The sequence below is a fragment of the Sphingobacterium sp. BIGb0116 genome, from assembly GCF_024808035.1.
GTDB classification, from domain to species: Bacteria; Bacteroidota; Bacteroidia; order Sphingobacteriales; family Sphingobacteriaceae; genus Sphingobacterium; species Sphingobacterium paramultivorum.
In genome coordinates this window covers 102,474-122,030 of sequence record NZ_JANUDT010000014.1, presented here as the reverse complement: position 1 = coordinate 122,030, position 19,557 = coordinate 102,474, and the positions used below count along the sequence as shown (strand labels likewise).

Genomic DNA, 19,557 nt, shown 5'->3' with positions numbered 1-19,557 from the left:
CCCCCTTTTATCTCTTTATGGATGTTTAGCTCTTATAAACCAAACTCTTCCTTCACTTTATCGATATAATCCAGTTTTTCCCAAGTGAAAAGTTCAACCTCAATCTGCTTTTTCTCGCCGGTTGAGCTTTCGAATTCCTTGGTTACTTTTCTTGGTGTTCTTCCCATGTGTCCATAGGCTGCCGTTTCTGAATAAATTGGATTTCTCAGACCCAGACGCGTTTCAATTCCGTATGGAGTCATATCAAATAAATGTGCGATTTTTTCGGCAATCTGGCCATCGGTCAAATTTACTTTGCTCGTTCCATAGGTATTTACATAAATTCCCATAGGATCTTTTACACCAATTGCATAGGAAATCTGTACCAGAATTTCATCTGCAACACCTGCTGCTACTAAGTTTTTGGCAATATGGCGCGTTGCGTATGCAGCTGAACGGTCTACCTTAGATGGATCTTTTCCTGAGAAAGCCCCTCCACCATGTGCACCTCGGCCGCCGTAGGTGTCGACAATGATCTTACGACCGGTAAGTCCTGTATCTCCGTGAGGTCCACCGATAACAAATTTTCCCGTTGGATTGATATGAAACTTAATTTCATCGTTAAATAACAACTGAAGTTCTGGTTTCAATTGTGCTTTAACACGTGGAATTAAGATCGTTTTGATGTCATGTGTAATTTTATCCAACATAACTTGTTCCGTATCGAAGTCGTCATGTTGTGTAGAGATTACGATTGCTTCAATTCTTTTTGGTTTGTGGTCGTCACTATACTCAAGTGTAACCTGAGATTTTGCGTCCGGGCGCAAATACTGGATTTCGTTATTTTCGCGGCGGAGCTCGGCCAACTCATAAAGTAAGCGATGCGATAGGTCCAATGCCAGAGGCATAAAATTTTCAGTCTCGTTGTTTGCATAACCGAACATGATTCCTTGGTCGCCCGCACCCTGTTCTTGTCTTGTCTTGCGGTCTACACCCTGGTTGATATCAGCAGACTGCTCGTGAATCGCCGAAAGAACGCCACAGGAGTTTGCCTCGAACATGTATTCAGATTTGGTGTAGCCAATCTTTTGGATCACCGAACGGGCTATTTTCTGAACATCGAGGTATATGTTTGATTTAACTTCCCCCGCAAGGACAACCTGTCCTGTGGTTACTAGTGTTTCAATAGCGACGCGAGAATCCTCGTCCCATGCTAAAAAATTGTCTATTAATGCATCTGAAATTTGATCCGCAATTTTGTCTGGATGCCCTTCAGAAACAGATTCTGACGTAAATAAATAAGCCATGCTTTACGTAATTTTTAATATTGGATTTGCGCTAGAATGAAATAACAGCAAAGTGATAAGAGCCGTGATAGCGAAGGGTTTTTAGCACTTTTTTACTGTGGTTGCAATCTCCTTGTCGTTGCCTTGTAACGCAACAGCACGCAAATCAGTCCACATTCTATTTTTTGTGCGACAAAGCTACAATACTTTGAGGATTATTTAAAATCAAATTTATATTTTAACTTTTAAAATCATAGGGAAGTGCGTTAATTAGTATAAAGATTACATTATTTTAAGAAATTGGTAATTTCCGCTATCTTTGGATATGTCAGAACGTAAACAAATACTGTTTGTTATTAATCCTATTTCAGGGGGGAAAAATAAAACTTCCTTTAAAAAACAAGTGCTGGATGTGCTTGATTTGCAGAAGTTTGATCCTACTTTCCAGCAGACTGCGAGACCGAACCATGCTTACGAAATTGGGCTGAAAGCGATCAAAGAAGGCTATGATGCAGTCATAGCGGTTGGTGGTGATGGGACGATCAATGAGCTAGGGTCCGCTTTGGTAGGATCTGGAATTCCATTGGGGATTATTCCTGAAGGCTCTGGCAACGGCTTGGCGCTCTACTTGGGGGTTCCAATGAATGAAGCTGCTGCGATCCGTCGGATTAATCGTTTTGAATCGATAGAGGTGGATTGTGGTGTAATTAATGATAGACGTTTTTTTAATATCGCGGGTTTGGGATTTGATGCATCTGTAAGTGAAAATTTTGCCAATGAAAATATTCGTGGACCTTTGGGGTATATGAAGTCGGTTTTTAATGTGCTCAGTAAATACCAACCTGCACATTATAAATTGACGATTGATGGAAAAATGTACGAAAGGCAAGCGTTTATGATCAGTGTAGCGAACTCTCCCCAATATGGAAATAATGCCTATATAGCGCCACAGGCTTCGGTTAACGATGGCATTTTAGATGTCTGTATCGTGCACAAATTTCCGCTTTACATTTTACCAAAGATGATTTTCCATCTTTTTAATAAATCGGCAGATCAATCCAGTTATGTCGAGATCATTCCCGGAAAGAACATACAGATCGAGATTGATAAGGTTTCACCGGTTCATGTGGATGGGGAGCCGATCGAACTTGGCGATAAATTGGATATTTCCATTATGCCAAAAGCGTTAAAGATAATTTGTTAAGATCATGAGTAAAAATAAGAAACAGTCCTATGAGGGCGTTGTATATTCAACAGATGACAGCTTCAGCTATCAGCTGGCTGATTTTTTTCAGGAAGCTGATACGTTATCTGTAAATCAGCAAAACCTAAAAGTACAGCTTGACCGGAAGATGCGGAAGGGGAAAGTTGTTACGTTGGTTACGGGGTTTGTTGGAAAAGTGGAAGACTTGGAGAATTTAGGTAAATTGTTGAAAACGAAGTGTGGAGTTGGCGGAACAGTGAAGGACGGGGAGATTATCATTCAGGGAGAGTTTAAACAAAAGATCTATGATTTGTTACTTAAAGAGGGGTATCGCGTAAAATTAGTTGGTGGTTGAACAAGTATATCAGGGATAATAGTGGCAAATCTAATGAATTGTCTATTAGGCAAGTATGCTTTAGGTGTAGGATGTCTGATTGTTCAGAAACATGAGTAATCACTTACTTTTTGTCGTTTAAAATCCTTGATTTTTTTGCATATCAAAAAAAAAATGGCTTTCATTGTAAAATAATTATTGCGAATAAGCGATTTAGCATAAACTAACAATGATTATATAACGGGAACTGCTGAGAAAAATAACACTGATTAATGGTGTATTCAGTTTTAAAAACAAATTTGATTTTTTTTATATATTTAAGAGGAATATTTTAAATTTGACATTAAATATTAAATTTGCTTTGCAAAATTGGTTTCAAAAGCGAATAAGAGTGCATATAATTTAAACAACATTATATATTTAAACAACAGTAAAAAACTAAAAATTAGAAAAATGGCAAACGCACCTAAAACTGCTGCAAAACAAGAGAGCAACAACGGAGGATCTTTCTTCGCTCAAGCTGCAATCATCATCTGTTTCATCGTTGGTTTCTGTTTATGGAAATTTGTAATGGGTAACCCTACAAACTTTGTTGACAACAATAATGAAAATGCTCCAAATCCAGGTAACTATTTAGGAATGGTTTACCATGCTGGTGCTATCGTTCCTGTTTTGCTTGGTTTATTCTTAATGGTATGGGTTTTCTCCGTAGAACGTTTTATCGTTATCAACAAAGCATCTGGTACAGGTAACGTAGGGAACTTCGTTAGAAAGATCCAAACGTTAATCAATGGCGGAAACATCGATTCAGCTATCGCTGAGTGTGACAAACAAAAAGGTTCAGTAGCAAATGTTGTAAAAGCTGGTTTATTGAAATACAAATCAGTATCTGCAGATCCTGAAGTAAACACTGAAAAAGCTGCTATTGCAATTCAAAAAGAAATCGAAGAAACTACAGCATTAGAAATGCCAATGTTAGAGAAAAACTTAAACGTTATCGCTACATTAGTTTCTATCGGTACATTATGTGGTCTATTGGGTACGGTAACAGGTATGATCAAAGCCTTCTCGGCATTGGCAACAGGTGGTGCTCCAGATTCAGCTAAATTGGCAAACGGTATCTCTGAGGCCTTGATCAATACAGCAACTGGTATCGCGACTTCAACATTCGCTATCGTATTGTATAACATCTTTACTGCAAAAATCGATAAATTAACTTACTCTATCGACGAAGCTGGTTTCTCAATCGTACAAACATACGCTGCAAACCACAAATAAGAACTATGATGAAAGTTTTTGATTTTATTTTATGGAAATCAAAAATTAAAAGCATCATAGGATAGAAGATTGAGTTTTTAATTTAAAAAGAAGAATTTAAAATGGGTAAAGCAAAAGTAAAAAGAGCCAGTACGTCGATCGACATGACAGCGATGTGTGACGTATCGTTCTTACTGCTTACGTTCTTCGTCTTAACGGCGACTGCGCGCCAACCGGAAGCATTGACGGTGGATACCCCAGCATCGACTACGAAAGATAAGTTACCTGATTCAAATGTGGGTATGATCACAATAGGCGATCAAGGTAAAGTTTTCTTCGGTACGACTGATCAACAAGTTCGCGTAAAAGCACTAGAAAGAATGTCAGCAAAATATGGCGTTGGCTTTTCACAAGAAGATTACGATCGTTTCAAATTGATGGAAAACTTTGGTGTACCAATGTCTAAATTGAAAGGATTATTGGCCTTGGATGGAAGTAAGCGTACAGAAAAAGGTCTGCAAACTGGTATCCCGGTTGATAGTACAGAGAATACTTCAAATGAGTTGTATTACTGGGTTCAAAATGCCCGTCTTGCAGCTGAGGAAGTAAATAAAGAAAAGGAGGCATCTGATAAAAACTTCGTGCATCCAGGACCTTTAAAGATGGCTATCAAAGCAGATGCGAATGAAAAATATCCTTCGGTTAATTTAGTTATTGAAACGTTGCGCAATCAAAAGCAAAACAAATTTAGTTTCATAACAGGCATGCGTGCTGAGGAGAAATAATTGACGATTTAATAAGAACAAACAATGGCAGAATTAAATCAGGATAGTGGTAAAAAAGGCAAAGGCGGGAAAGTAAGATCCAAGAAGAATGGCGGTAAGGTCGACCTTACGGCGATGGTGGATTTGGCATTCTTGTTGATTACCTTCTTCATGTTGACTACGTCCTTAAATAAACCGCAAGCGATGGATGTGGCTATGCCAGACAAAAATAAAATTAAGGAGCAACAAAGCGATGAATTGCTTACAGCAGATAATCGTTCACTTACAATTTTATTGGGTTCTGACAATAAAGTCTCTTGGGTGTATGGTCAAGTTGCTCGTCCGATCGAAGGTCCTACTGTTGCCGGTTATGGTGCGGATGGGATTCGTAAGGTCTTAATGGAGAAAAAGGCATATATACCTCGCGTTTCAGGCGGTAAAGACATGATCGTAATCATAAGACCTAGTGATAAATGTACACAACGTAATCTTGTTGACATTCTTGACGAGATGAAAATTGTAGACGTAAAACGCTATATGATCGGAAAGATTACTCCAGAGGAAGTGGAAGTGTTAAAACGTGACAATATCTATAATGATTAGTTATTAGATTGACACAAAAAACTAAAATAAGATGATAGGGTCAAAATTAGATATTTTTAAGAAAGAATGGCTTGACGTCGTTTTTCAAGGCCGCAATAAGGAGTACGGAGCTTATGAGCTTCGTAAGCTAGCGCCTAAAGCGACTAACAGGGGACTTCTTGTCGTTATCGGCATTGTAGTCATAGCCAGTTTCCTTAGTGTTTATGGAAGTAAGCTGTTCCCGAAGAAAGCCGTTGAGGCACCTCCAGCAGTAACTGAAGTTACTTTGGAAGACCTTGAAGAAATCAAACCACCAGAGCCTGAAGAGGAGCCGCTTCCACAAGAACCGGAAGAAAAACCTCAACAAGTGGCTATGGATGTACCGAAAGAAGATTTGGTTCGTTTCCCTGAACCTAAAGTAGCTCCTGCAAACAAAGTTGTGGAAGAAGTTGCTTCTCAGGAAGAGTTGAAAGATCCAAATAAAACGCCAGCACGTATTACCTTGAAAGGTAGCCCGACTGGTACTTCTGTTGCACGTGGTGAATTTGGTTCGAAGAAACAAGATGGTGCAATCACTGGCGCTGCAAAAGGCGATCCAAATGGTAATGGAGATGAAATTCTTCCATTTAATGCCATTGAGGTTCAACCAATGCCTATCGGTGGTATGGCTGCATTTATGTCTTGGGTTGGTTCAAACTACGAATATCCAGCTGCTGCAACTGAAAATGGTGTAAATGGTGTCGTTGAGGTATCCTTCGTTGTAGAAAAAGATGGTAGCTTGACAGACATCAATATCAAACGCGATTTGAAATATGGTACTGGTGATGCAGCCGTAAGGTTGCTTAAGAAAGCGAAGAAATGGAAGCCTGGTATTCAAAATGGCCGTCCAGTTCGTGTAGCGTACACTTTACCAATTCGATTGAACCTTCAAAATTAGAATGACAAATTTTAATTCGAATAATAGTTCAAATTATAGACAGAAATCGCCTCTGAAGCGGTTTCTGTCTATTTTGGGACTATTTATGTTTGGCTTTTATTTTGTTTTGGGCCTTTTGATTATATTCTGGGATAATTTTCCCATTGAAATTAATCCAACTTACAAAACAATCTTTGGTGTCGTATTGATCCTGTATTCTTTTATGCGGTTTGTACGGCTTTGGCAAAATAATTTTTAATTAACTGCCCTCTTCTTTTTGGCTACAACCAATTCTCTCTTCAAAAATTAAACTATTTTTTAATTAAACTGTCTTATTTTATGATGTATCATATGAGAAAATATAAAATGGTTCTTGTGATGCTTGGCATCTGTATGGGCATTTTTGTTTCCTGTAAAAATAAAACAAAGCAAGCGAAAGAGGGCGATGATATTTTAACAGGTAAGCTACCTGTTATTGTGGATCAAACTTTGTTGCCTATTGTCCAGGAATCTGCGGATGTGTTTGAGAGCTCTTATCCAAACTCGAATTTGGAGCTTATCGCTCGTCCTGAAATTAAAGCGGTGAATGCATTGCTTGGCGATTCGGCCTATGTGGTTGTTTTGACGCGCAAGCTGACAAATGAGGAAGATAGCTACTTTAAAAAGCGAGGTATTCAACCTAAAATATTCCAAATGGCGTCGGATGCAGTTGTATTGATCAATAATCGTAACAGTGCAGATACTATAATGCCTCAAAAGGACGTTAAGTCTTTGTTGGAAGGTAACTTAGCAGGACAACGATTGATCTTTGACAACGCCAATTCAAGCACACTGCGCTATTTGAAAGATTATTTTAAATTGAACAAAATCGATCCGAAAGCTGTTTCTGCTTTGAAAGATAGTGAAGATGTGATGAAATATGTGAGCGAGAATGCGAATACAGTGGGTGTTATTGGTTATAATTGGTATTTAAAAGCAGTAGAAAAAAATTCGAATTTATTGGAGAAAATTCGTACATTGAGCATCGAAAGTGTTGGTAAGGAGGGAGAAAAGGTCAGTTTTTATCGACCGTCCCAATCGACTATCGCCGACGGCTTATATCCTTTTGTAAGACCTGTCTACATTATGAACTATCAGCCGAATATGGGCTTAGGTTTGGGCTTCAGTGCCTTTTTGACAGGAGATCGTGGACAACGTATTGTATTGAAAGCTGGATTGGTTCCTGCCACAATGCCTGGACGGGAGATCATTATTAGAGATGAAAGTTATATTAAATAGATAATAAATAGTACAAAAATAGATTATGACAAACAGTAAATTATTATTTAGTCTTTTATTGGCGGGATCTGTGGGCACAGTAAGTGCACAAAGTTTGAAAGATGCTAGAGCAGCCATCGAGGCTGAGAATTATGGTAAAGCGAAAACTATCCTTCAACAGTTAGTGACTAAGCAACCTAAGAATGGAGATAATTATTTCTATTTGGGTCAAATTTATTTGGTAAACGACAGAGCGGATTCTGCCGCTGCGATTTTCAACCAAGGTTTGGCTGCTGATCCAAAGGCTACAATCAATAATGTAGGTTTGGGCTATGTTGACTTAATGAAAAAGGATAAAGCGAGCGCTGAATCTAAATTCGCTTTGGCAACCGCAAAATTAGGTAAAAAAGATTATGAACCATTATTGGAAATCGGTCGTGCATATATAAAAACGCCTGAGCCCGATTATGCGAAAGCTTTGGAATACCTAACGCAAGCGAAAGAAAAAAACAAAAAAGATGTTGCAGTTCCTATCGCATTAGGTGATGCATACCGTGGTTTAAAAGAAGGTTCATTAGCCTATACAAGCTATGGTGAAGCGACTGATATCGATCCAAATTCAGTACAAGCGAAAGTTGGACAGGCTGTGATCGTACGTGGCGCGCAAGCATTTGATGAGGCTATCACACAATTGGAAGCTATTGCGGCGGAAACTCCGGCATACGCGCCGACTTACCGTGAATTGGCTGAAACATACAATCAATGGTCTAGATTACCGGGTACTTCTGACGAGAAATATGTCGAGTTAAATAAGAAAGGTGTTGAACAATACAAGAAATATCTTGAAGTTGCGGGTGATAATTCATTGGAAGCTAAAATCCGTTACGCCGATTTCTTGGTTTACGCGCGTCAATATGACGATTTGAAGGTAGTTTCTGAGGAATTAGCTAAAAACCCTTCTGTAGATCCAAAAATCTATCGTTATTTGGGTTATATCGCTTTCCAAAAAGCAAAGGATTATCCGAAAGCACTGGAGTACTTAAACCAGATGTTTAGCAAAATGGAAAAAGATCGTGTAATTCCATTGGATTATATGTATCTAGGTATGTCTGAGATTGCTGCAAATAGCCCAAAACCAGCAGCTGCTGGTGCGGATAGTACGGCTACTGCGGCTCCGGTATTGACAGCAGAGAATACAGCGAATATTCAAAAGGGTATTGCCGATATTAAGAAAGCAATTGATTTAGACAAAGAATTGTTGGGAGAAACAGCTGAGTTGGCATTTGCTAAATACCAAGAGCAAGAATTGCAGACAGCAGCCTCGTTATTTGAATTGGTAGCTTCTTATAAAGACAATAAGACGTATTTGTTTGATGCAAACTACTATGCTGGAGAAGCCTATTACCAAATCGGAGCTAAAGAAGATGCTGGTAGCAAGAATGAGGAACAAGTGGTAGTTAATCAAGAATTGAGAGACAAAGCAATTGCCGATTTGCTAAAAGCACAGACTTTCTTATCTGTTATTGAAACAACAGACAATAAAGAAGCACAAGATAAATATTTGATCAATGCACTTTATTATAAAGCTTTTGCTGCCTTAACCGCGGACAACTTGGAGCAACCTAAAGGTGATTTCGTGGCGCCGTTCCAAAAATTGATCGAAGCTATCAATCAACGTGGGGCACAAGAGAAGAATAAGAATTATTTGATCGATGCAAACACGTATATCGGTCTCTACTATTATGTGAAGCAAGATCTTCCTAAAGCGAAGGAAAGCTTCCAAAAAGTATTGGCAATTGATCCAACGAATGAAGCTGTTAAAGGGTACCTAGGTGCATTGAAATAAGCTTAAGTAAAATCATTCTAAATTAGGCGTAGATAGTAATATCTACGCCTTTTTTGTTTTGTTTTTTACCTTGGAATCTCTATATTTAAAGACAGTTACCAATATAAATTTTAATTGAGATGGAGCAAGCCAATAGTATGCCGATAGACTACTTGCCTATATTTATACAGCTTTTAGTAGCTGTAGGATTTGGAGTAGGTACCATAATTATTACACATCTTATCGGACCGAAAGTCCGTACAGAAAACAAGCTTGGGGCTTTTGAGTCGGGAATTGAAGTTGTCGGAAATGCCAGGCAGCCTTTCTCCATAAAATATTTCTTGGTCGCTATTCTGTTTGTCATATTTGATGTTGAAGTCATTTTCATGTATCCATGGGCAGTCAACTTTCGGGAAATGGGACTACAGGGCTTGATCGAGATGTTTATTTTCATGGGACTGCTCTTGTTGGGCTTTATCTATGTGATCAAGAAAAAAGCATTGAGTTGGGATTAGATATTCCCGTGATGGTTGGCCGTTGGGCCAGCAATACTTAAACCTATAAATCGATTTTTCATGAGTGATATAAAATTGGCAGAAGCTCCTCCGGGAGTAGAAGGCGCAGGTTTTTTTGCGACAAGTTTGGACAAGGCCATTGGCTTAGCCCGAGCCAACTCGTTATGGCCTTTGCCGTTCGCCACATCCTGCTGTGGTATCGAGTTTATGGCAACGATGGGCTCTACTTACGATTTGGCTAGATTCGGTGCCGAGCGCCCTAGTTTTTCACCGCGTCAGGCCGATATGCTATTGGTGATGGGTACCATTGCTAAGAAAATGGCTCCGGTGTTAAAGCAGGTGTATGTGCAAATGGCTGAGCCGCGCTGGGTAATTGCTGTTGGGGCCTGTGCATCTAGTGGTGGTATTTTCGATACGTATTCTGTCTTACAAGGAATAGACGAAATCATACCGGTTGATGTGTACGTACCTGGTTGTCCTCCCCGTCCAGAAGCAATTTTGGATGGCGTGTTGCGTCTACAGGATATTGTAAAGAATGAATCATTGAACCGGAGAAATACACCCGAATACAAAGCGCTGCTTGAAAAGTACGGAATACATATAAATAAATAGATGATGGAAAACAGTTTTTTATTGGATAAGCTCCAAGGAAATTTTCCGGCACAGATTAACGAAATTCAAGATGCACACAATGTATTGACGATTGTCGTGGATACGGAAAATGTGATCGAAGTACTTCGTTTCTTGAAATCGAATAAGGAGTTGCAGTTTATCCATCTGACCGATATTACGGCGGTGCATTATCCGCATTTAGAAAAGGAATTTGCTGTCGTCTATCATATCCATAGTCTCGTTCATAATATTCGAATTCGGATAAAGGTCTTTTTGCATGGACCGAATCCTGAAATTCCAACGGCAACCGTTGTTTGGAAAGGTGCGAACTGGATGGAACGTGAGACTTTTGATTTTTTTGGTGTCAATTTTATAGGGCATCCCGATTTGAGAAGGATTCTGAATGTAGATGATATGGAGGTGTTTCCAATGCGTAAGGAATATCCTTTAGAGGATCCAAATCGCGTAGATAAGAAAGATTTGTATTTCGGCCGTTAATTTATACGATATGAGCGAATTTATAAGCAAGATAACATCTAATCAGCCAGTCTTCGAAGACAACGATCCGCAAGACGAGTTGATTACCCTAAATATTGGTCCCACGCACCCCGCTACGCATGGCGTATTTCAGAACGTGGTACAAATCGATGGCGAGCGTATTGTGAGTGGCGTGTCCACGATCGGTTATATTCACCGCGCATTTGAAAAAATTGCTGAACATCGACCTTTTTATCAAATAACGCCTTTGACTGATCGTCTAAATTATTGCTCGTCTCCAATCAATAATATGGGCTGGCATATGACCGTTGAAAAACTACTCAAGATAGAGATTCCTAAGCGGGTGCAGTACATGCGTGTTATCGTCATGGAGCTTGCCCGTATTGCGGATCATATTATTTGTAATGGTATTTTGGGGGTAGATACGGGTGCTTTTTCGGGCTTTTTGTATGTGATGCAGGAACGCGAGTTTATCTATGAAATCTTTGAAGAAATCTGTGGCGCTCGTCTGACAACGAATATTGGTCGTATTGGAGGCTTCGAGCGTGATTTCAATGCTATAGCCTTTGAGAAAATACGTGAATTTCTGAAACGCTATCCTCCGGTATTGCAAGAGTTTGAAGAGTTGTTTGTTCGTAACCGCATTTTTATAGAAAGAACGTCGGGTGTTGCAGCTGTAACAGCAGAAGATGCCCTGGATTATAGCTGGTCTGGCCCTATTTTACGGGCGACAGGTGTAGATTACGATGTGCGTGTACAGAATCCTTATTGCTCGTATGAAGAATTTGATTTCGATGTACCTGTTGGCACGACAGGTGATGTATACGATCGTTTCATGGTTCGGAATGCCGAAATGTGGCAATCACTTCGGATTATTGAACAGGCATTAGAGAAAATTGAGAAAGAACCTAAAGGCGTCTTCCATGCGGAGGTGCCTGATTTCTATTTACCTCCGAAAGAACAGGTGTATACCAATATGGAGGCTCTAATTTACCATTTTAAAATCGTCATGGGTGAGGTGGACACACCAAAAGCAGAAGTCTATCATGCGGTCGAAGGTGCAAATGGCGAACTTGGTTTTTATTTGATTCACGATGGTGGACGGTCACCTTATCGTCTTCACTTTAGGAGACCTTCTTTTGTCAATTATCAGATGTTTGCACCAATGAGTGCAGGAATGCTGATTTCAGATGCCATTATAAATATGAGTAGTCTTAACGTTATAGCTGGAGAATTAGATGCTTAGTGTAAAACAACATAATGAAAATGTAACGTTTTCTCCAGAATTGTTAGCCAAGTTTGGAGAAGTGGTAAGCCGTTACCCCGAAGGAAAGCAGAAATCAGGCTTATTGCCCATTTTACATTTGGTTCAGGCGGAATACGGCTGGGTCAGCGCAGATGCGATGGATAAGGTTGCTGTTTACCTGAATATATTACCGATTGAGGTATATGAGGTGGCAACCTTCTATACCATGTTCCTGTTGCAACCTAAAGGAAAATATGTACTGGAGATTTGTCGTACCGGCCCCTGTTGTTTGGTCGGTGCAGAGCGTATCATGGGGCATTTAGAACAAAAGCTCGGTGTAAAGGAAGGGCAGGTCACAAGCGATGGGCTTTTCTCTTGGCGTGGTGTAGAATGTTTGGCTGCCTGTGGTTTTGGACCAGTCTTACAGATCGGTCCTGAATATACATTCTATGAGAATCTGACAGAAGATAAAGTCGACGAATTGATTGATAATTTAAAAGCTAAAACAGAATAATATGGCACGTAAACTTTTGTTGACTCATATCGATGTTCCTGGCATCAATACCTTTGAGGTCTATCGACAAAAAGGTGGTTATGTTGCTGTTGAAAAAGTATTAAAGACAATGTCTCCTGAGGATGTTGTCGAAGAGGTTAAGAAGTCTGGATTACGTGGCCGTGGCGGAGCCGGTTTTCCTACGGGGATGAAATGGTCCTTTTTGGCCAAACCTGAGGGGGTGCCGCGCTATTTGGTCTGTAATGCCGACGAGTCTGAACCAGGGACATTCAAAGACCGTTATCTAATGACACATATTCCGCATGCACTTATTGAGGGAATGATTGTATCCAGCTTCGCTTTGGGGGCTCACACGTCTTATATCTATGTGCGTGGAGAGATGATGCCACAGATCAGAATTCTGGAGCGTGCTATTGCTGAAGCCAAGGAAAAAGGGTTTTTGGGTAAAAATATTTTGGGTTCGGGGTATGATCTAGAGATCTATGTTCAACCGGGAGGCGGAGCGTATATATGCGGTGAGGAAACGGCTTTATTAGAGTCCTTAGAAGGTAAACGAGGTAACCCACGTATTAAACCCCCTTTTCCAGCGATAGCGGGTTTATATAACTGCCCAACAGTGGTGAATAATGTGGAGTCTATTGCAACGACAGTTCCCATTATTAATTTGGGTGGTGAAGAGTATGCTAAGATCGGTGTAGAGCGTAGTACCGGAACAAAATTAATTTCCGCTAGCGGAAATATTGTAAAACCAGGGGTCTATGAGATCGAACTCGGTCTGCCCGTTGAAGAATTTATTTACTCGGACGAATATTGTGGTGGTATTGCCAATGGGAAACGAATGAAGGCTGTCGTAGCCGGAGGTTCTTCGGTGCCTATTTTACCGGCTAATCTAATCTTGAAAACTGCTGCTGGAAATAGCCGATTGATGACTTATGAGTCATTGGCTGATGGTGGCTTCCAAACTGGTACAATGCTTGGATCAGGTGGTTTCATCGTATTTGATGAGGATCAGTGCGTGGTGCGTAATACCTGGAACTTTGCGCGATTCTACCATCATGAAAGCTGTGGTCAATGCTCGCCTTGTCGTGAAGGAACGGGTTGGATGGAGAAGGTACTGCATAAGATCGAGAGCGGTCATGGTGCTATGGAAGATATTGATTTACTGTGGGACGTTCAACGAAAAATAGAAGGGAATACGATTTGCCCATTGGGGGATGCTGCGGCATGGCCTGTGGCAGCTGCAATACGACACTTTAGGGATGAATTTGAATGGCATATCCTGCATCCGGAAGAGTCACAAACAAGAAATTATGGACTGGCACATTATGCTGATCCTTTACAACCAATAGTATCATAATAGAAGCTGTAACGATAAATTAATCATATCATGGCAGAAGCGGAAGATGTAAAGTTTAAGGTCACCATCGATGGTATACCGGTAGAGGTTGCTCCTGGGACAAGCATATTAAATGCAGCGAGACAGATCGGCGGCGATATAGTCCCTCCGGCAATGTGTTACTACTCCAAACTGGAGGGAAGTGGCGGTAAATGCCGTACCTGTTTGGTAAAAGTCTCCAAGGGATCTGAAAAGGATCCAAGACCGATGCCGAAATTGGTGGCTTCTTGTCGTACAACGGTAATGGACGGTATGGAAGTACAAAATATTACTTCGCCAGAGGTGGTGGAAGCGAGAAAAGGTGTTGTTGAAATCTTATTGATTAACCATCCCTTAGATTGTCCAATCTGCGATCAGGCTGGTGAATGTAAATTGCAGGATCTTGGATATGAACACGGCAGTGCTCATACACGCTACGAATTCAATCGACGTACCTTCGAACGCATTGATTTGGGCGATAAGATCCAATTGCATATGAACCGTTGTATCTTATGTTACCGTTGTGTTTATGTCGCAAATCAGTTGACTGACCAGCGTGTACACGGTATCTTAGGACGAGGAGATCACGCCGAGATATCGACTTATATTGAAAATGTAATCGATAACGATTTCTCCGGAAATGTTATTGATGTATGTCCTGTGGGAGCTTTGACAGATAAAACCTTCCGTTTCAAGAACAGGGTATGGTTTACGAAGCCTGTCGATGCTCATCGTGATTGTCCGACATGTTCGGGTAAGGTAACCTTATGGTATAAGGGAGAAGAGGTCATTCGGGTAACTGCTCGAAAGGATGAGTTTGGTGAAGTGGAAGAGTTTATCTGTAATACCTGTCGCTTTGATCAGAAAAAAACAAGCGATTGGGTCTTAGAGGAACCGACAGAAATAGACCGACATTCCGTCATTTCTGCCAATCACTACGAGTTATTTAATCCGCCGAAAGTTGTTAAGGAGAATCCAATGCTACAGGAACAAAATCGCGAACAGTTGGCTAGAACAGAAAAATTGAAATAATCACAAATATGGAGTGGTCTTTTGTCATAGAAAAATTAATACTGGTGTCTATTGTATTCGTTATCACCTTGGTGATCGCGATGTATTCGACACTTGCGGAACGTAAAATTGCAGGCTTTATGCAAGATCGATATGGCCCCGATCGGGCCGGTATCTTCGGAATCTTACAACCTTTATGTGACGGGGGGAAGTTTTTCTTTAAAGAGGAAATTATCCCTGCGGGCGCACACAAGGTGCTCTTTATTTTGGGGCCTACAATTGCGATTATAACGGCATGTATTAGTTCAGCCGTTATTCCTTGGGGACAGGAATTGCAGATTGGAGATCGCACAATTTCTTTGCAGGTTGCGCAGGGTATCAATGTTGGGGTGTTGTATATGTTTGGTGTGATTGCACTTGGCGTATATGGTATCATGTTGGGTGGCTGGGCCTCCAATAATAAATTCTCGCTTATGGGTGCAATTCGTGCAGCGTCACAGAGTATCAGCTATGAGATTGCAATGGGATTGTCGCTTATCGCTCTGTTGATGGTGACGCGTACCTTGACACTGGAAGAAATTGTTGCTCAACAGTCTGGTTTTGTCAATTGGAATATCTGGGCACAGCCGCTGGGTTTTATCATTTTTATGGTCTGTGCTTTTGCCGAGTGTAATCGGGTTCCGTTTGATTTGCCAGAATGTGAAACGGAGCTTGTTGGTGGTTACCATACGGAGTACTCCTCCATGAAATTGGGACTCTACATGTTTTCCGAATATATTAACATGTTCGTTTCCTCTGCATTGATGGCATCACTTTATTTTGGCGGTTATAATTTCCCTTTTATGAATGATCTGGGATGGTCGGCCAATATGATCACGATCATCGGGGTGGTTGCATTCTTCATTAAAATATTGCTGTTTATCTTTTTCTTTATGTGGGTGCGTTGGACTTTACCACGTTTCCGCTACGATCAATTGATGAATCTGGGCTGGAAGATGTTGATTCCATTGGCGATTGCCAATATTGTACTTACAGGTGTATTTACATTGATTAAAGATACTTATTTCTCATAAGAAAGGACTTTTTATGCAACTAACCAATCGTAAAAAAGTAATCGAACAAAAACCGATGACATTTTCGGAAAGAATTTACTTTCCGGCTATTATCAAAGGTTTACGCATTACATTAAGGCATTTTTTCAAGAAAATTCCAACCATTAAATATCCTGAGGAAATAAGACCTTATTCGAAAAACTTCAGAGGGCAACATTCGCTCAAACGTGATGAGGAAGGGCGTGAGCGATGTACAGCCTGTGGATTATGTGCTTTGTCCTGCCCTGCAGAGGCGATTACAATGACTGCTGCCGAGCGGAAAAAAGGTGAAGAAAATCTTTACCGCGAAGAAAAATATGCGTCGGTATATGAAATCAATATGTTGCGTTGTATTTTCTGTGGTCTATGTGAAGAGGCCTGTCCGAAAGAAGCGATTTATCTGGATGGACCGCATGTGACAGCAGATTATCTCCGTAAGGATTTTATCTATGGAAAAGATAAATTGGTAGAACCAACTTTTGATATTACCAAATTAAAGAGCTAAAACAGGAAATTATGACAGTATTTTATTTTGTAGCCTTCTTGTCTATTTTCTTTGCGCTGCTGACCATTTTTACAAAAAATCCTGTACACAGTGTACTGTATCTGGTCATTACGTTTTTTACGTTTACAATACATTATATTCTTTTGAATGCACAGTTTCTGGCTGTGGTGAATTTCATCGTATATATGGGAGCCATCATGGTTTTGTTTTTATTTGTATTGATGCTGCTCAACCTGAATAAGGATACCGAACCCATGAAATCCAACTTGGTTAAGTTTATGGGGGTTATCGCCGGCTGTTGCCTATTGGTGACTTTCTTCGGTGTATACCGCGTATTTGATATTTCTAATCCCTTGACTGTTGTTAATCCAGAAATCGGGTTGGTTAAGAATCTGGGTAAGGTGTTGTTTAACGAATTTTTGCTTCCTTTTGAGTTATCATCATTATTGTTATTGACGGCAATGATTGGAGCAATATTATTAGCTAAGAAAGAACCTAAACAAATCTAATGGAAACAGTTGTTCAACAGTTACAGGGGGTGCCAATAAATCATTATCTGATTTTTTGTGCGATTATTTTCGTTATTGGTGTTATCGGTGTTCTTATTCGCCGTAACGTCATTATTATTATGATGTCTATTGAATTGATGCTGAATGCGGTGAATCTTCTTTTAGCTGCTTTTTCCGTGCAGCATGGCGATGCGTCTGGACAGGTCTTTGTCTTCTTTATCATGGCATTGGCGGCGGCAGAAGTTGCCGTAGGCCTTGCGATTATTATTATGGTATATCGGAATACGAAGTCTGTGGATATCGATTCCTTAAATAAACTTCGTTGGTAGAACTTAAGAAATAAATACGATGAGTGAATTAGTTTGGTTGATTCCCCTTTTGCCCTTAATCGGGTTTATAGTGAACGGATTGGGTAGGAATACCTTTTCCAAAGGTATGATAGGCGCTGTTGGCAGTGCTGTAGTGCTTATTTCTTTTGTATGTAGCTGCCTTCTTTTCTCCGAAGTCTACCAAGCGAGACAAGCTGGACAAGCAGGCATCATTGAACAACATGTATTTGATTGGATTGCAGTGGGCAATCTCAAGATCGGTCTGTCCTTTTTAGTAGATCCGTTAAGTGCGATTATGCTCTTAATCGTTACGGGAATTGGTTTCCTTATCCATGTCTATTCTATTGGTTATATGCATCATGATAATGGATTTGGTAAGTTCTTCGCTTATTTGAATCTCTTTATCTTTTTTATGTTGCTATTGGTATTGGGATCCAATTACCTGGTCATGTTCATAGGCTGGGAAGGTGTAGGACTATGTTCCTATTTATTGATTGGCTTTTGGTATAAGAATAGTTCGTATGCAAATGCGGCAAAAAAAGCATTTGTGATGAATAGAATAGGAGATTTAGGTTTTCTGCTTGCGGTATTTTTAATACTTGGGACTTTTGGCTCCTTAGAATTTTCGACTGTATTTCCAGCGGCCAAGAATTTTGCTGTTGGTGATATCACAGTCGTTAGCATTACCATTTTGTTATTTATTGCTGCAACAGGTAAATCGGCGCAGATACCTTTGTTTACCTGGTTGCCAGATGCCATGGCTGGCCCGACACCCGTGTCGGCCCTGATCCATGCGGCGACGATGGTTACAGCCGGTATTTATATGATTGCACGTTCCAATGTATTGTTTATTCTTTCACCGTTTACGTTGCAGCTCATTTCTGTCATAGCTATCTGTACAGCCCTGTTAGCTGCTGCGATTGCATTGACACAAAATGATATTAAGAAAGTATTGGCTTATTCCACAGTTTCACAATTGGGCTATATGTTTCTTGGCCTCGGTGTCGGAGCATTTACTGGAGCGTTTTTCCATGTATTGACTCATGCCTTTTTCAAAGCATTACTATTCTTAGGGGCCGGATCTGTTATACATGGTATGAGTGAGGAACAGGATATGCGTAAAATGGGCGGCTTGAAGAAAGCAATGCCTATTACTTATCTGACGATGTTGATGGGGACAATCGCGATTGCAGGAATTCCGCCATTCTCTGGCTTCTTCTCCAAAGACGAAATATTGGCGGGGGCTTTTGCCGCTAGTCCGGTCTTATGGGGTTTAGGTTTTATTGGTGCATTAATGACGGCATTCTATATGTTTAGGATGCTGTTTATGACCTTTTTTGGAACATTCCGTGGTACGGAAGAGCAAAAACATCATTTGCATGAATCTCCAAAGAGTATGACAATGCCACTCATTGTATTGGCTATACTTTCTGTGGTTGGAGGTGTGATCAACTTACCAGCTGTTTTGGGTGGTAATCATTGGCTTGAGGACTTCCTGGCGCCGGTGTTCTCAGAGGGAAAAGCAATAATGCCTGCAACTCATCATTTGGAACACAGTACTGAATATTTATTAATGGCTGTTTCTGTTGTTGGAGTATTGATTATGGTTGCTTTAGCCTTTAACAAGTATGTTAAACGACAACAGTTACCTGAAGCGGGAGAAGGTACCAGAAGTTTCTTGGCGAATCTATCTTACAATAAGTTTTACGTGGATGAACTTTATGATAGCATCATTGTACGTCCCATCAATTGGCTCTCGTCTTTCTTCGGGAATGTTGTGGATCAACGTGGCATTGACGGTGTTGTTAATGGTGCCGGGAAAGCAACATTTGATACAGGAAAAGTATTGCGTTTGCTCCAGAATGGTAATGTTGGTTTTTATTTATTGATGATGGTAATTGGGGTGATTGCCATTTTCATCTATGGATTGTTGAGTCTTTAATTTTGG

General features: G+C 40.3%; 21 protein-coding genes. 20 read left to right on the top strand and 1 reads right to left on the bottom strand.

The window, feature by feature from the left end; genetic code table 11:
- Window positions 1–32: 32 nt before the first annotated feature.
- The gene (gene metK, locus M2419_RS26715) at window positions 33–1,286 is read right to left on the bottom strand and encodes a methionine adenosyltransferase (protein WP_120335217.1); all 1,254 of its coding nucleotides are present in this window, start codon (window positions 1,284–1,286) and stop codon (window positions 33–35) included.
- 304 nt (window positions 1,287–1,590) lie between these two features.
- On the opposite strand from metK, the gene M2419_RS26710 reads away from it, so the two are divergent.
- From M2419_RS26710 to nuoL, 20 genes are all read left to right on the top strand, one after another.
- Window positions 1,591–2,469: a diacylglycerol kinase family protein gene (locus tag M2419_RS26710; RefSeq protein ID WP_153844508.1), complete on the top strand. Its 879-nt coding sequence runs from the start codon at window positions 1,591–1,593 to the stop codon at window positions 2,467–2,469.
- A 4-nt stretch (window positions 2,470–2,473) separates the two neighbouring features.
- Window positions 2,474–2,824 (top strand): translation initiation factor, encoded by a 351-nt coding sequence (locus M2419_RS26705; protein WP_153844507.1) that lies wholly within the window; start codon window positions 2,474–2,476, stop codon window positions 2,822–2,824.
- A gap of 432 nt (window positions 2,825–3,256) precedes the next feature.
- The gene (locus tag M2419_RS26700) at window positions 3,257–4,081 is read left to right on the top strand and encodes a MotA/TolQ/ExbB proton channel family protein (protein ID WP_120335215.1); all 825 of its coding nucleotides are present in this window, start codon (window positions 3,257–3,259) and stop codon (window positions 4,079–4,081) included.
- A gap of 101 nt (window positions 4,082–4,182) precedes the next feature.
- Window positions 4,183–4,845 carry a biopolymer transporter ExbD gene (locus M2419_RS26695; protein WP_075990315.1) on the top strand — a complete coding sequence of 221 codons (663 nt, stop codon included), beginning with the start codon at window positions 4,183–4,185 and terminating at the stop codon, window positions 4,843–4,845.
- A gap of 24 nt (window positions 4,846–4,869) precedes the next feature.
- On the top strand, window positions 4,870–5,427 hold the full coding sequence (locus M2419_RS26690) for a biopolymer transporter ExbD (protein ID WP_153844506.1): 558 nt from the start codon (window positions 4,870–4,872) through the stop codon (window positions 5,425–5,427).
- 31 nt (window positions 5,428–5,458) lie between these two features.
- Window positions 5,459–6,343: an energy transducer TonB gene (locus M2419_RS26685; RefSeq protein WP_153844505.1), complete on the top strand. Its 885-nt coding sequence runs from the start codon at window positions 5,459–5,461 to the stop codon at window positions 6,341–6,343.
- 330 nt (window positions 6,344–6,673) lie between these two features.
- Window positions 6,674–7,600, top strand: a complete 927-nt coding sequence (locus M2419_RS26680; protein ID WP_227550073.1) for a PstS family phosphate ABC transporter substrate-binding protein — start codon at window positions 6,674–6,676, stop codon at window positions 7,598–7,600.
- A gap of 25 nt (window positions 7,601–7,625) precedes the next feature.
- Entirely contained in the window at window positions 7,626–9,425 is a 1,800-nt protein-coding gene (locus M2419_RS26675) for a tetratricopeptide repeat protein (protein WP_153844504.1), read from the top strand.
- A 119-nt stretch (window positions 9,426–9,544) separates the two neighbouring features.
- Complete coding sequence (locus M2419_RS26670; RefSeq protein WP_088163316.1) at window positions 9,545–9,919, top strand: NADH-quinone oxidoreductase subunit A; 375 nt, start codon at window positions 9,545–9,547, stop codon at window positions 9,917–9,919.
- Window positions 9,920–9,979: 60 nt separating this feature from the next.
- Window positions 9,980–10,531, top strand: a complete 552-nt coding sequence (locus tag M2419_RS26665; protein ID WP_153844503.1) for an NADH-quinone oxidoreductase subunit B — start codon at window positions 9,980–9,982, stop codon at window positions 10,529–10,531.
- A complete protein-coding gene (locus M2419_RS26660) occupies window positions 10,532–11,029 on the top strand; it encodes an NADH-quinone oxidoreductase subunit C (RefSeq protein ID WP_228280104.1) in 498 nt (165 codons plus the stop codon).
- A 10-nt stretch (window positions 11,030–11,039) separates the two neighbouring features.
- On the top strand, window positions 11,040–12,275 hold the full coding sequence (locus M2419_RS26655) for an NADH-quinone oxidoreductase subunit D (protein ID WP_182330600.1): 1,236 nt from the start codon (window positions 11,040–11,042) through the stop codon (window positions 12,273–12,275).
- A complete protein-coding gene (gene nuoE / locus M2419_RS26650; RefSeq protein WP_075990305.1) occupies window positions 12,268–12,789 on the top strand; it encodes an NAD(P)H-dependent oxidoreductase subunit E in 522 nt (173 codons plus the stop codon). The genes M2419_RS26655 and nuoE overlap by 8 nt, the downstream gene beginning before the upstream one ends.
- Before the next feature lies 1 nt (window position 12,790).
- Complete coding sequence (nuoF, locus tag M2419_RS26645; RefSeq protein WP_153844502.1) at window positions 12,791–14,146, top strand: NADH-quinone oxidoreductase subunit NuoF; 1,356 nt, start codon at window positions 12,791–12,793, stop codon at window positions 14,144–14,146.
- 30 nt (window positions 14,147–14,176) lie between these two features.
- Window positions 14,177–15,196 (top strand): 2Fe-2S iron-sulfur cluster-binding protein, encoded by a 1,020-nt coding sequence (locus M2419_RS26640; protein WP_153844501.1) that lies wholly within the window; start codon window positions 14,177–14,179, stop codon window positions 15,194–15,196.
- A gap of 8 nt (window positions 15,197–15,204) precedes the next feature.
- Window positions 15,205–16,248: an NADH-quinone oxidoreductase subunit NuoH gene (nuoH, locus tag M2419_RS26635; RefSeq protein WP_153844500.1), complete on the top strand. Its 1,044-nt coding sequence runs from the start codon at window positions 15,205–15,207 to the stop codon at window positions 16,246–16,248.
- A gap of 13 nt (window positions 16,249–16,261) precedes the next feature.
- On the top strand, window positions 16,262–16,771 hold the full coding sequence (locus tag M2419_RS26630; protein WP_070560982.1) for an NADH-quinone oxidoreductase subunit I: 510 nt from the start codon (window positions 16,262–16,264) through the stop codon (window positions 16,769–16,771).
- Between the two features lie 11 nt (window positions 16,772–16,782).
- Window positions 16,783–17,280 (top strand): NADH-quinone oxidoreductase subunit J, encoded by a 498-nt coding sequence (locus M2419_RS26625; protein WP_046673083.1) that lies wholly within the window; start codon window positions 16,783–16,785, stop codon window positions 17,278–17,280.
- Window positions 17,280–17,609, top strand: a complete 330-nt coding sequence (nuoK, locus tag M2419_RS26620) for an NADH-quinone oxidoreductase subunit NuoK (protein ID WP_153844499.1) — start codon at window positions 17,280–17,282, stop codon at window positions 17,607–17,609. Before M2419_RS26625 ends, nuoK begins: the two co-directional genes overlap by 1 nt.
- A gap of 19 nt (window positions 17,610–17,628) precedes the next feature.
- On the top strand, window positions 17,629–19,551 hold the full coding sequence (nuoL, locus tag M2419_RS26615; protein ID WP_159727570.1) for an NADH-quinone oxidoreductase subunit L: 1,923 nt from the start codon (window positions 17,629–17,631) through the stop codon (window positions 19,549–19,551).
- Window positions 19,552–19,557 lie beyond the last annotated feature (6 nt).